General features: G+C 65.9%; 16 protein-coding genes. 7 read left to right on the forward strand and 9 right to left on the reverse strand.

The window, feature by feature from the left end:
* Window positions 1-22 precede the first annotated feature (22 nt).
* Window positions 23-454: an EF-hand domain-containing protein gene (locus tag J9885_RS10830; protein WP_134695271.1), complete on the forward strand. Its 432-nt coding sequence runs from the start codon at window positions 23-25 to the stop codon at window positions 452-454.
* A 73-nt stretch (window positions 455-527) separates the two neighbouring features.
* On the opposite strand, the gene J9885_RS10835 is transcribed toward J9885_RS10830, so the two are convergent.
* The 4 genes from J9885_RS10835 to J9885_RS10850 are packed head-to-tail and all read right to left on the reverse strand — an operon-like array spanning window position 528 to window position 4,270.
* Window positions 528-1,052: a protein disulfide oxidoreductase gene (locus J9885_RS10835; protein WP_210549443.1), complete on the reverse strand. Its 525-nt coding sequence runs from the start codon at window positions 1,050-1,052 to the stop codon at window positions 528-530.
* A gap of 3 nt (window positions 1,053-1,055) precedes the next feature.
* Window positions 1,056-1,793: a DsbA family protein gene (locus J9885_RS10840; RefSeq protein ID WP_210549444.1), complete on the reverse strand. Its 738-nt coding sequence runs from the start codon at window positions 1,791-1,793 to the stop codon at window positions 1,056-1,058.
* A 10-nt stretch (window positions 1,794-1,803) separates the two neighbouring features.
* The gene (locus tag J9885_RS10845) at window positions 1,804-3,843 is read right to left on the reverse strand and encodes a protein-disulfide reductase DsbD domain-containing protein (RefSeq protein WP_210549445.1); all 2,040 of its coding nucleotides are present in this window, start codon (window positions 3,841-3,843) and stop codon (window positions 1,804-1,806) included.
* A 52-nt stretch (window positions 3,844-3,895) separates the two neighbouring features.
* Window positions 3,896-4,270, reverse strand: a complete 375-nt coding sequence (locus J9885_RS10850; RefSeq protein ID WP_210549446.1) for a hypothetical protein — start codon at window positions 4,268-4,270, stop codon at window positions 3,896-3,898.
* A gap of 163 nt (window positions 4,271-4,433) precedes the next feature.
* Here J9885_RS10850 and J9885_RS10855 point away from each other — a divergent pair, with 163 nt between their 5' ends.
* The 4 genes from J9885_RS10855 (at window position 4,434) to pspG (ending at window position 6,513) form a co-directional block, all read left to right on the forward strand.
* Window positions 4,434-5,162: a 1-acylglycerol-3-phosphate O-acyltransferase gene (locus tag J9885_RS10855; protein WP_043757323.1), complete on the forward strand. Its 729-nt coding sequence runs from the start codon at window positions 4,434-4,436 to the stop codon at window positions 5,160-5,162.
* A 212-nt stretch (window positions 5,163-5,374) separates the two neighbouring features.
* A complete protein-coding gene (gene pspA, locus J9885_RS10860) occupies window positions 5,375-6,037 on the forward strand; it encodes a phage shock protein PspA (protein ID WP_210549447.1) in 663 nt (220 codons plus the stop codon).
* Window positions 6,038-6,039: 2 nt separating this feature from the next.
* The gene (locus tag J9885_RS10865; RefSeq protein ID WP_043757374.1) at window positions 6,040-6,246 is read left to right on the forward strand and encodes a PspC domain-containing protein; all 207 of its coding nucleotides are present in this window, start codon (window positions 6,040-6,042) and stop codon (window positions 6,244-6,246) included.
* Between the two features lie 48 nt (window positions 6,247-6,294).
* Complete coding sequence (gene pspG / locus J9885_RS10870) at window positions 6,295-6,513, forward strand: envelope stress response protein PspG (RefSeq protein WP_043757328.1); 219 nt, start codon at window positions 6,295-6,297, stop codon at window positions 6,511-6,513.
* Window positions 6,514-6,599: 86 nt separating this feature from the next.
* Here pspG and J9885_RS10875 read toward each other — a convergent pair whose 3' ends face one another.
* The gene (locus tag J9885_RS10875) at window positions 6,600-6,935 is read right to left on the reverse strand and encodes a GIY-YIG nuclease family protein (protein ID WP_210549448.1); all 336 of its coding nucleotides are present in this window, start codon (window positions 6,933-6,935) and stop codon (window positions 6,600-6,602) included.
* The gene (gene rarD / locus J9885_RS10880) at window positions 6,932-7,825 is read right to left on the reverse strand and encodes an EamA family transporter RarD (RefSeq protein WP_210549449.1); all 894 of its coding nucleotides are present in this window, start codon (window positions 7,823-7,825) and stop codon (window positions 6,932-6,934) included. Before rarD ends, J9885_RS10875 begins: the two co-directional genes overlap by 4 nt.
* A gap of 100 nt (window positions 7,826-7,925) precedes the next feature.
* On the opposite strand from rarD, the gene J9885_RS10885 reads away from it, so the two are divergent.
* The gene (locus J9885_RS10885) at window positions 7,926-8,507 is read left to right on the forward strand and encodes a uracil-DNA glycosylase family protein (protein ID WP_210549450.1); all 582 of its coding nucleotides are present in this window, start codon (window positions 7,926-7,928) and stop codon (window positions 8,505-8,507) included.
* 10 nt (window positions 8,508-8,517) lie between these two features.
* Here J9885_RS10885 and J9885_RS10890 read toward each other — a convergent pair whose 3' ends face one another.
* Window positions 8,518-9,372, reverse strand: coding sequence for a DMT family transporter (locus J9885_RS10890; RefSeq protein ID WP_043757341.1), 855 nt, complete (start codon window positions 9,370-9,372; stop codon window positions 8,518-8,520).
* A 91-nt stretch (window positions 9,373-9,463) separates the two neighbouring features.
* Here J9885_RS10890 and J9885_RS10895 point away from each other — a divergent pair, with 91 nt between their 5' ends.
* Entirely contained in the window at window positions 9,464-10,381 is a 918-nt protein-coding gene (locus J9885_RS10895; protein WP_210549451.1) for a LysR substrate-binding domain-containing protein, read from the forward strand.
* A gap of 6 nt (window positions 10,382-10,387) precedes the next feature.
* On the opposite strand, the gene znuB is transcribed toward J9885_RS10895, so the two are convergent.
* Both znuB and znuC read right to left on the reverse strand, forming a co-directional pair.
* The gene (gene znuB / locus J9885_RS10900) at window positions 10,388-11,167 is read right to left on the reverse strand and encodes a zinc ABC transporter permease subunit ZnuB (RefSeq protein ID WP_043757346.1); all 780 of its coding nucleotides are present in this window, start codon (window positions 11,165-11,167) and stop codon (window positions 10,388-10,390) included.
* A 9-nt stretch (window positions 11,168-11,176) separates the two neighbouring features.
* A complete protein-coding gene (znuC, locus tag J9885_RS10905) occupies window positions 11,177-11,941 on the reverse strand; it encodes a zinc ABC transporter ATP-binding protein ZnuC (protein WP_043757349.1) in 765 nt (254 codons plus the stop codon).
* Window positions 11,942-11,946: the final 5 nt, after the last annotated feature.

Genomic DNA, 11,946 nt, shown 5'->3' on the forward strand with positions numbered 1-11,946 from the left:
CTTACTTAAGGAATGGACAGCCATGCTCAAATTTTATCTTTTGCCTCTGGTATTGCTTGGCGGCGCCGCCCTTGCTGCCGAGGAGCCCCTCGACGAGCCCATGATGCTCATCAAGGGAGACATCACCAAGGCCCAGTTCATGGAAAGAGCCGAGCAGCGTTTCGCCCGGCAGGATACCGACAAGGATGGCACCCTGTCGGTGGCCGAGAGAGAGGCCGCCATGGCCAAGATGCACGAGGCGATGCAGCAGTCCGGCAAGGCCATGCCGGGCAAGATGGGGAACATGGGCAACATGAGGCCGATGCAGGACACGACCAAGGAGCAGTTCATGGCGCGCCATGAAGCCGTCTTCACCCGAATGGACAAAAACGGGGACGGGGTGCTCGACGAGGCCGAGCGGGCCAGCGTCAAGGGGCGGCTCGGGCAGGGGATGATGGCGCCCGCGCAGCAATAGGTTTGGCAGCCTTCAATAAAAAAAGAGCCCGGTAGCGATACCGGGCTCTTTGCATGCCTTGCGTGGCGGCGGTTTACCAGCTGGCCCACAGCAGACGCGCCTTGAGCCCCCAGCGACTGCTCCAGCCCGTGGTGCTGCTCACCAGCTGCCCATCCCTGACGATGAGGAAGGTGGGAGTCACCCCCACTTCCCAGCGCTCGGCGAGGGCTCCCGATTCGTCGTTGTGGGTGGGAAAGGCGAGCCCTTTCTTCTCCATCCCCGCGTGCAGCCGGGTGTCGTCGCCGGAGCGCAAGGCGACCGTCAACACGTTCTCTCCCTCCTGCCAGAGCCGGTCCACGGTCGGCGTGGTGAAGCGGCACACCCCGCACCAGCTGGCCCAGTAGTAGACCAGCAGCGGCCGGCCCTGGCTCAGGGTCGCGAGATCCGTGGTGGTGCCGTTCTGCAGGGTGAGGGGGGCGGTCATGGCTCCCTCCGGCAGACTGGGGCCGCGCCACAAATCCAGCAGGGTGGAGACGACCAGCGCCATCAGCAGCAGCCAGAGGGCTTCCTTGCCCCAGCGTCGCCAGCGCGGTGCCTTTACTGCGGCATCCTCAGCCATGGTTTAGCTCCGCTTGGCCAGCTCGGCTTTCACCAGCTGCTCCAGTTCGTCATAGGAGATGGCGCCCGGCACCAGCTGGTTGCCGATAAGGGTCGCCGGGGTGCCCTGCACACCGAGCAGGGTGCCGATGCGCAGGCTGTTGCGCAGCTCCTCGGTCGCCTTGGCGTTGGGGGTGAGGCTCAGGTTGTCGGTGGCGGCCAGCGCCTTGTTGATGTCCGTCTCGGTCAGCATGCCCTGCTTGCTCATCAGCTTGTCGTGCAGGGGGAGGAAGCGGGCGGGATCCTGCTGCCACAGGGTGAGGCTGTACTGGGCCGCCTTGGCGGAGCTCTGGCCCTTGAACGGCAGCAGCTTGACAACCAGCCCCAGATCGTCCGGATAGGCCTTGAGCAGCTTGGTCAGCTGGGGATCGAACTGCTTGCAGTAGGGGCAGTTGTAGTCGGTGAACAGCACCAGGGTCAGCTTGGGGTTCTTGGCGCCGAGCCGTGGGCTGGTGGCGCTGTTGAACAGCACATCCCGGTTGCCCTTGATGAAGTCACCGAGCTGGGACGCCTGGGCCGCGGCATTCTGCTTCTCCCAGGATTCGGCCGCCTCGTCGAGGATCTTCGGGTTCTGGACCAGGGTCTCGCGGATCAGCTCCTTGATGCGGGCCTCCTGCTCCGGGGTGAAGGGGGCGGCGTGCAGGGCCGGGGCCAGCAGGCTGGCAGAGAGGGTGGCGATCAGGGTCAGGGTAGGCAGTTTCATGGCATTCTCCTTAGAACTGGGAGGCGGGCTGGATGAGGCCGGCCTTTTTCAAGACGATGAGCAGGTCAGCCCTGTCCAGCAGGGGGGAGAGGATTTCTCCCTCTGGCAGACCGGGCCCGTAGATCTGGTTGAAGGGGACGGCGGCCGCGCCGCGCTGGCGCAGGAAGGCCGAGATGGCGTCGTTCGGCCGGCTCCAGTCGCCGCGCAGGGCCACCACGTCCGGTGCCGACAGGGCGCTCTGCACCTCATCGCGCAGCAGCACGTTGTACTTGTTGGCCTTGCAGGTGACGCACCAGTCGGCGGTGACGTCCACGAAGACCCGCTTGTTCTGGGCCAGGGCGTCGGCGATGGCCCGCTCGGAGAGGGGCTGCCAGGCCACCCGGTCGACGCCGCCAGACCCCTGCGCGGTGAGCGCGCCCCCCAGCAGCAGGGCGCCGCCGATGAGGGCCGAGAGGGCGAGGGCCAGCGTGGCGCCCCGGATGCCGTAACGCCAGAGGATACCCACCAGCAGCAACAGCACCATGGCCGCCATCAGCCAGCCGGTCGCCGTGCTGCCCAGGTGGTTGCCGAGCAGGCTCGCCAGCCAGAGGCTGGAGCCCAGCATCATCAGGCCGAGCAGGATGCGCAGGTGCCCCATCCAGCGACCCGGCTTCGGCAGCCAGAGGGCGAGGCGGGGCAGGGCCGCCACCAGCAGCCAGGGCAGGCTCATGCCAAGGCCGAGGGCCGTGAAGATGAGCCAGAGCTGGCCGAGGGGCGCCGCCAGGGCAAAGGCCACCGCGGTGCCGAGGAAGGGGGCGGAGCAGGGGGTCGCCAGCAGGGTGGCGAAGCTCCCCTGCAGGAAGTGCCCGCCCAATCCGTTACCGCCGCGGGTGGCGAGACGGGTACTGAGACTGCTCGGCAGCCTTATCTCGAACAGCCCCAGCAGGTTGGCGCAAAACAGCAGGGTCACCGCCACCATGAAGCCGATGAAACCGGCGCTCTGGAACTGGATCCCCCAGCCGACGGCTCCTTGGGTCGCGCGCAGCAGGCTGCCCATGGCCGCCAGCACCCAGAAGGAGGCGAGGATACCGGCGCTGGCGGCGAGGAACTGCTTGCGCACCTGGCGTTGCTCGCACTCCTGCTGCTGCAGCACGGTGCCGAGTTTCAGGGCCAGCACCGGCAGCACGCAGGGCATCAGGTTGAGGATGAGACCGCCGAGCAGCGCCGCCCCCAGTAGCCAGAAGAGGGAGTGACCCTGGGTGGGCAGGGCCAGCGGCCCGGCTATGGTGGCACTGGTCTGCCAGGCCTGCTCGCCGCTGGTGAGCAGCAGGCCGAGGCGCTGGCCGCGCAGGTCGGGGGCATCCCCTTGCCAACCGTCGCTGACCGGCACCCGGGCGATCAGGGTGTTGCCCTGCACGTCTATCACCGGCTTGCCGAACTCGGCTCCCTCCAGGGAGTCGATGAAGAGGGACGGGGCCTGCCAGCCCTCCGCCCGCTCGGCGCGCAGCTGCAGCTGGTTGTGCTGGTAGCCGAGCGCGACCCGGGTGTCGGCGGGCAGGGGCTGGGGCAGCGTGCTCATGGCCTGGGCCCAGGCGAAGTCGAAACCGGCGGGTGCCTGCCCATCCACCGCCAGGGTGAAGGGGTAGTCGGTCAGGATGCAGACGTTGCTGCAGGTGGAGAGGCGCAAGGTGCCCGTGAGGGGTTGCCCGGCCGGATAGCTGAGGCTCAGGGGGAAGCGCACCGCCTCGTCGTAGCCCTGGGTGCTGAGCCCGGCCACCTCGAAGGGGCGCGGCGTGGGCCAGTGCCACTGAAAGTCGCCGACCGGACCATCCCACAGGATCTGGGGCGCTATGCCCCCTTCACCCGGGCTGTGCCAGTAGGTTTTCCAGCCCGACTCGAGGGCGACCTCGAGCAGGATACGGGTGTGGTCCGGCGTGCTGCGGTCGGCCTGCAGCCGCACTTTGGCGTGATCGTTCCGGGGGCTGGTGAGCCAGCCGGTGTCGCCGGCCAACCCTGCGGATTGCCACAGCAAGCAGCCCAGTAACAGGGTTGCCTTGAAGAGATTTGACATCTTGTTGTCTCGCAAAGAAATGAATGACGGTGGATGAGAGAAACCGTCGAACTCATTCCCGCCAGACGCAGAGGGTGAGATGAAGACGCCGCTCGGGCGGGGAGATGACCCTGGGCGGGGGCAGAGGGGGGACGTATCGCCAGAGCGGTGCCAGCAGGGCGACCACCAGTGCCACCGCGAAGAACAGCTGTTCGACGCTGAGCAGGGTGGCGGCGCTCAGCCACTTGCCGTTGAGCTGGCAGCTGGTGGGGTGCGGACTGGGGCTGGCATCGGCCTGCTTGTCGTCCGTCACCTGGGTGAGCTGGATCTGGCAGCCGATGGCCTGATCGAGCAGGGCGAGCCGGGCCAGCGGCTGGGCAGCGCAGTTGAGCACCAGCAGGCAGACCAGCAGCAGGAGTCGTTTCGCCACGCGTTGTTGGTGAATCATGCTCGCCCCGTTCATCAAGATGGGCACATCCTAACGGCCAATGGCGGGAGGGGCAAGTCGGGGTGCGGATGGCCGTCCGGGGCTGGTCGGTTCTGTCTGGCGAACGCTTGTTCGCTAAAAGGGGGACCAGTATACTGCGCCGAATCACATTTCGAGGTGTTCGATGCTCAAACTTGCCCGTGTGCTGCTGCTGGCCCTGCTGCTCGTCTTCTGGTTCGTCTTTGGCCTGTTGCTCTGTCTGGTGCGCCCGCGCCATCCGAACAACGTCTATGTCTTTGCCCGCATGTACCACGCGGTCTGCCCCCTCATCGGGCTCAAGGTGCGGGTCACCATTCCGGACGAGGTCAAGTCGGTAGGTCCGGCGGTCTATGTCTGCAACCACCAGAGCAACTTCGACATCTTCACCGTGACCGGTGCGGTGCGACCCGGCGTGGTGGCGGTGGGCAAGAAGAGCCTGCTGTGGCTGCCCTTCTTCGGCCTCATCTTCTGGCTCTCCGGCAACGTGCTGATCGACCGCTCCAACCGCTCCCGCGCCATCGGCACCATAGGCCAGGTGGTGGATCGCATCAAGGCGCGTGGCACTTCCATCTGGATGTTCCCGGAGGGGACCCGCTCCCAGGGGCGCGGTCTGCTGCCGTTCAAGGCCGGTGCCTTCCATACCGCCGTCCAGGCCGAGGTGCCCGTGGTGCCCATCGTCTGCTCCAGCTATTTCGGCCAGGTGGATCTGAACCGCTGGGATAACGGCGAGGTGTTGCTGGAGATGCTGCCTCCCCTGTGCTCCAAGGAGCACGGCGCCGCTGGCATTCGCGAGCTCTCCGACACCTGCCGGGCGCAGATGGAAGCCAAGCTGGCGGAGCTGGACGGCAAGCTGGGTCACCGCCCGGCGGCCTGAGCCAGCCACAGCTGACAGAAAAAAGAGGGAGCCAGGGGCTCCCTTTTTTGTTGGTAAATATCGCCACTCAGGTGGTGTTTTTCACCACATCAGGCCGGCGGGTAGCGAGCGTGTGATTCATATCTATATGTAAAACAACAATAATTTATCTTGGCACGGCTCTTGTAATGTCATGGGAAGAGAGTGTCATCCCATCAACAAGGAGCCAGACCATGAGCGTATTCAGCCGCCTGACCGACGTGATCAATGCCAACCTGCACAGCCTGCTCGACAAGAGCGAAGAGCCGGAGAAGATGCTGCGGCTGATGATCGAGGAGATGGAGCAGGTCCAGATCGAGATGCGTACCCAGGCCGCCCGCGTCATCGCCGAACAGAAGCAGCTGGAGCGCCATCAGCAGGCGCTGCGCCACCAGATCCAGGAGTGGTCGGCCAAGGCCGAGCTCGCCATCCAGAAAGGCCGGGAAGATCTCGCCCGCGCCGCCCTCACCGAGAAGCTGGCCGAGGTGAAGCAGTGCGAACGGCTGGAAGAGGACAAGGTCCGGGTGGCCGAGGTGCTGGCCCAGCTCACCGCCGACAGCGAGCGGCTGGCGGCCAAGCTGACCGAAGCGCGGGAGAAGCAGAAGCTGCTGACCCTGCGGGAGCAGACCGCCCACAGCCGCCTTCGTGCCCGCGCCCAGGTGGACAACCAGCGCATGCACGAGCTGGTGGCCCGTTTCGACGGTTTCCAGAACCGGGTCGATCAGCTGGAGGCGCAACTGGAGGCGGCGACCCTGGGGCAGAATCCGTCCCTCGAGGCCCAGTTCCGCGAGCTGGAGCTGAACGACGAGATTGAGCGGGAGCTGGCCCGCCTGAAAGGCCACAAGGCGGAGGCGTGATCATGACTCCCTGGCCCAAGGACCTGGCCCATCGCAAGCTGACCGGCGTCTGCGCCGGTCTGGCCAAGGGGCTCGGGATCTCCAGGGTGACGGTGCGGGTGGTGGCCCTGCTCACCCTGATCCTGATGCCACCGCTGGCCCTGGCCCTCTATCTGCTGGCGGTGCTCGTCATGCCGCCCCGTCGTGAATTGAAGCGCTGGCTGGAGTGATCCCCGGATCCGTCCCGCCGGCAAGTGCACACCTGTGAGGAGCACAACATGCTGGAATTTATCGTCTTGATACTGGTGCTGATCGGCATGGCGCTGACCGGATTCACCGTGCTGGCCATGCTGCTGGTGAGCGGGGTCTTCGTGCTGTTTGGCGCCCTGGCCGGCATGTTTGCCCTCATCATCAAGCTGGCGCCCTGGTTGTTGCTGGTGCTGGTGGTGTGCTGGTTGCTCAGCAACAGGCGCAAGCAGTCGAACACCTACCGTTAAGCCTCCCTGATACTTTTCGGCCACCGCTTGCGGTGGCCTTTTTCATGGGGCGGGTGAGGGGAATCGCGAGCCTTGGGGCGGTGACGTCAGTTAGCCTGGGGAGCCGACACGGGCTCGGCGGGGGCGTTTAGCCATAACTGGCTCCAGTCGTGCCATTGCGCGGGATTGAGCACCAGACGCTCCTTGAACGCCTTGCTCTGCTGCTTGAGGCGGTACTCGAGGCGCAGTGCCTCCCCCTTGCCCTGGACTTCCTGCTGCCACACCAGGGAGAGGGGCCCCTTGCCGCGCAAGGCACGTGCCCCCTTGCCGCTCTGGTGCTGGCGCAGGCGCCGTTCGGGATCCGTGCTGATCCCCGCATAGAGTGCCCCTGCGCCGGTGCGCACCAGATAGACAAACCAGCGGGATGACGGGGTGGCGGTCATGACGCTCGCCACCCGGCCCGCTGGCGCCGGAGCCGGTGCAGGGGGAGCAGGCTGACCAGCAGGCCGGCCCAGACGAAGGCAAAGCCCACGGATTTCACCGGATCCGGGATCTCGCCAAACCAGAAGATGGCGAGCAGGAAGGCGAGGCTCGGCTCTATGTATTGCAGCAGCCCCACCGTGCTCATGGGAGTGCGCGTCACGGCGTAGCAGAACAGGCCGACCGGCAGCAGGGTGGCGGGGGCGCTGCCCATGAGCAGCAGTCGCTCGGTCCAGTCACCGGCCATGAACTGGCTGGCGCCGTACAGGGAGAGCCAGCCGATGATGAGAAGGGCGACGGGTAGCTGCACCAGGGATTCGAGATAGAGGCTGCTGCCGGCGTCCAGCTTCACCTGCTTCTTGATGAGGCCATAGAGGGCGAAGTTGGCCCCCATGATGAGGGAGAACCAGGGCAGCTGGCCGTAGGAGAACAGCATGTAGGCGAGCCCCGCCAGTGCCAGGGCCACCGCCAGATGCTTCTGCGGGGTGAGTCTCTCTTTCAGGAAGAGGACGGCAAAGGCGATGTTGAACAGGGGCGTCATGAAGAAGGCGAGGCTGGTGGCCAGCACCTGACCCGTGGTCAGACACCAGGTGAACATGCACCAGCTGATGGACATGACGGGGCCGGCCAGCAGGATGAGGCCGAGCTGGCGGGGTTCGCCGCGCAGGGTCGCCCAGGGCACCCGGTGACCGAGCAGCAGGAACAGGCCGGCCAGCAGCACCACGGACCAGAGCACCCGGTGGGAGAGCAGCTCCCACATGTTGATCTCGGGCATGAACTGGTAATAGAGGGGCAGCATGCCCCACAGCACGAATGAGAGGGCCGCGCTGCCGGTGCCCATCCAGTTCTTCATCTCTCTCCGTTTATTAAACTAAACAATGGCGGCTGCATGATAAGTATCCGCTGACACTTTCACAAGCGGGAGCGGGGGAAAACTCTGTTACTATCCGGCCATGAACCGACTCGACTCCCTGTTTGAACAGATCCGGGCCTGCCGCCTGTGCGAGGCTCACCTCCCCCTGGGACCGAGGCCGGTGATCCGCGGTAGCGAGCGCGCCCGTCTGCTGATCATCGGCCAGGCCCCGGGGACCCGGGTCCATGCCAGCGGCATTCCCTGGGACGACCCCTCGGGGGATCGCTTGCGCCAGTGGCTCGGAGTGGACAAGAGCGTCTTCTACGACGAATCCCGCATCGCCATCATGCCCATGGGGCTCTGCTACCCCGGCCGGGGCAAGTCGGGGGATCTGCCCCCCAGGCCCGAGTGTGCCCCCACCTGGCACGACAAGGTGCTGATGCTGTTGCCCAATATCGAGCTGACCCTGCTTATCGGCCAGTACGCGCAAGCCTACTACCTGGGCAAGGCGGCCAGGGGATCCCTCACCGAGACGGTGCGACACTGGACGGACTATGGCCCGGCCTGGTTGCCGCTACCGCACCCGTCCCCGCGCAACACCCTCTGGCTCAAGAAGAATCCCTGGTTCGAGCAGGAGGTCGTCCCCCATCTGCAACAGAGGGTCGCCCCGCTCTTGGGATAAACCGTGTCTCCTAGAGCGCCGGTTCGGCCTGGGGCTTGGGTTTGCGGGCCATGGCGATGAGCGGCAGTATGATGCACAGGCACCCCAGCAGCAGCGGCAGGCCTGGTTGCTCGTCAAACAGCCAGACCCCGATGGCGACCGCCATCAGCAGCCCGGTGTACTCTGCCGAGGCGATCTTGCTCGCCTCCGCCTTGCGATAGGCCATCACGCACAGCCCCGCGTAGACCATGATCAGCGCCGAGGAGCCGAAGGCGGGCCACCACATCTGCCACTGCCACTCTCCCCCTTCCCACCAGGCCAGCGCCAGGATGAGGGGCATGCTCAGCACGTTGGTGAAAAACAGGGTCTGGGCGATGGGCTGCTGGAGCGGGATCCGCTTGATCAGCAGGTTGTTGAGCGCCAGGGAGAGGGCGACCCCGAGCGCCGCCAGGGCGGCCCAGTTCACCTCCGTCGGGCGCAGCACGATGAGCACCCCGACAAAGCCGAGCAGCGCCGTCAGCACCTTCTGGCGCGACAACGCCTCCCCCGCCAGCCAGACCGCGAGCGGCACCATCAGGAGCGGCGCTGCATAAAAGAGGGCGTTGGCGGTGGCAAGCGGCAACCGGGTGAGGGCGACCACCATCAGGCAGACGCCGATGGCCCAGATGTGGGCCCGCAGCAGATGCCACTTGAGGGCCACCGGCGGGTGGCGACGCCAGGACCAGAGCAGCCAGGGGGCGAGCAGCAGGGCGGCGGAGAGCTGGCGGAAGAAGACGAACTGGAAGAGGGGCTGATCCGGCTCCAGCACCTTGACCAGTGCATCGGAAAAGACCGCCACCATGTTGCCCAGCACCAGATAGAGGATGCCTATTCCGACTGCGTTCATACCACCTCCAGATTCAGATGAGAGGAGGGTAGCCCGCCCTCAGTTATCCAGTAAAATGATAAAAAATCACCATGCATGAGAATTTTGGATAATGAAGCTGCCTCCCCTCCGTGCGGTGCAATATTTCGAGGTGGTTGCCCGCCTGCTGAGCTTCTCCCGCGCCGCCCAGGAGCTCAACGTCAGCCAGAGCGCGGTGAGCCACCAGATCCGCCTGCTGGAGGATTTTCTGGGGGAGCGGCTGCTGCTGCGCCAGGGCCGGCTGTTGTCGCTGACGCCCCAGGGGGAGGTCTACTTCGAGGGGATCTCCGCCGGGCTCGGCCAGATCGCCCAGAGCAGCGAGCAGTTGCGCGGCGGCGGCGAGATGCGGGTGCGGCTCGCTGTCTACAGTTCCTTCGCGGTGAAGTGGCTGATCCCGCGCCTGGCAGGGTTGCGCCAGCTCCATCCCGAGCTGGATCTCAGCCTGGAGATGGTGGCGGAAGACCCCGAGCTCTCCGACCGGGTGGCGGACGGCTTCATCACCGTCTCCCCCGAGGGGCCGGGCTATCTGCACGACCTGCTCTACCGGGAGCGGCTGATGCCGGTGTGCAGCCGTCGCCTGTGGCAGCAGGTGGAGGGGGAGTGGCCCGCGGCCCTGTGGCAGTTGCCGCTGCTCTCCATCCAGGCGATCTACCGGGAGAAGGGGGAGGACTGGCGGCGCTGGGCCGAGGTGGGCGGGCTGAGCATCCCCCCCGAGGCGCGGATGCACCACTTCAGCCATATCCTGCTGGCGCTGGAGGCGGCCAGCTGGGATCAGGGGGTAGCGCTCATCAACGATTACATGCTGCGCCCGGAAGACCCCGGCCTGGTGCGGCTACCGCTGCATGCACTCGAGACCGGTGACAACTTCTATTTCGTCTGCAAGCGCTCGCGGGCCCATGAGCCCGCCATCAGCCGGTTGCGCCAGTGGCTCTGGCAGGAGGCGCAGGCGAGCCTGCGTCCCGGGGAGAATGAGCCGTTCAGGAGAGGGTGAACCGGATCAGGTGCGCTTGAACTGGCTCAGCACAAACAGGCTGGTGGCACAGACCACGACAGACGGACCGGCCGGCGTGTCCTGATACCAGGAGAGCGAGAGCCCCCCCAGCACCGCCAGGCACCCGATCAGGGCGGCAAAGCCGGCCATCTGCTCCGGCGTCTGGCTGAAACGGCGGGCGGTGGCGGCGGGAATGATCAGGAGCGAGGTGATGATCAGTGCCCCGACAAACTTCATCGCCACCGCGATGACCAGGCCTATCAGCAGCATCAGCACGCAGCGCAGCACATCCACCCGAACCCCTTCCACCCGGGCCAGCTCCTCCGAGATGGTCATGGAGAGCAGGGGATCCCACAGCCGCCACAGGGTGAGCAGCACCAGGGCGCCGCCGCCGTAGATCCAGAGCAGGTCCATGGGCTGCACCGAGAGCAGGTCGCCGAACAGGTAGGCCATGAGATCCACCCGCACGTTGTCCATGAAGCTCAGCGTGACCAGGCCGAGCGACAGGGCGCTGTGGGCCAGGATGCCGAGCAGGGTATCGGTGGCCACCTGCTGGTTGCGGCTCATGATCACCAGCAGCATGGCCATGGCGAGGCAGCAGACCACCACAGCCAGGGTCAGATCCACCTGCAGCAGGATGCCGAGCGCGATGCCGAACAGGCAGGCGTGGGAGAGGGTGTCGCCAAAATAGGCCATCTTGCGCCAGACCACGAAGCTGCCGAGAGGGCCTGCCAGCAGGGCGATGCCGAGGCCGGCCGCGAGGGCGTATAACAGAAAGCTGTCCACGGGGTGATCCTATTTGTTGCGAGAGGGCAGGCGGATGACGGGGGCCTGCGGTTCATGGTGGTGATGTTCGCCATCGCAGTGGTGATGGTGGGTGTAGACCGCGAGGACTTCCCGCTCCGGCCGGCCGAACAGGCGGGCGAACTCGGGGTGGCGGGCCACGCTCTCCGGCTCGCCGTGGCAGCAGACGTGGCGATTGAGACAGATCACCTCGTGGGTGCTGGCCATCACCAGGTGCAGGTCGTGGGAGACCATCAGCACGGCGCAGTGGAACTCGGCGGCGAGCTGGCTGATGAGGGCGTAGAGCTCGATCTGGCCCGTGATGTCCACCCCTTGCACCGGCTCGTCCAGCACCAGCAGCTCGGGTTTCACCAGCAGGGCGCGGGCCAGCAGCACTCGCTGCATCTCGCCGCCGGAGAGCTTCTGCATCCGGTTGTCCAGCAGATCCTGGGCGCCGACCCGGGTCAGGGCCTCCTCGATGGAGAGGCGGCCATTCTTGCCAAGCTGCAGGAAGCGGCGCACCGTCAGCGGCAGGGTGGGATCCAGGTAGAGGCGCTGGGGCACATAACCGACCCGCAGATCGCGGCGGCGGGTGATCTTGCCGGAATCAGGTGTGAGCAGGCCCAGCACCAGTTTGCTCAGGGTGCTCTTGCCCGCGCCGTTGGGGCCGACTAGGGTGGTGATTTTGCCTTTGTTCAGGGTAAAGGAGACCTTGTCGAGCACGGATCGCCCGTCAAACGACAGACAGACCTCTTTCAGCTCCACCAGTTGGGTCATGACAG

The organism is Aeromonas sp. SrichE-2G, assembly GCF_017939565.1.
Lineage (GTDB): Bacteria > Pseudomonadota > Gammaproteobacteria > Enterobacterales > Aeromonadaceae > Aeromonas > Aeromonas taiwanensis.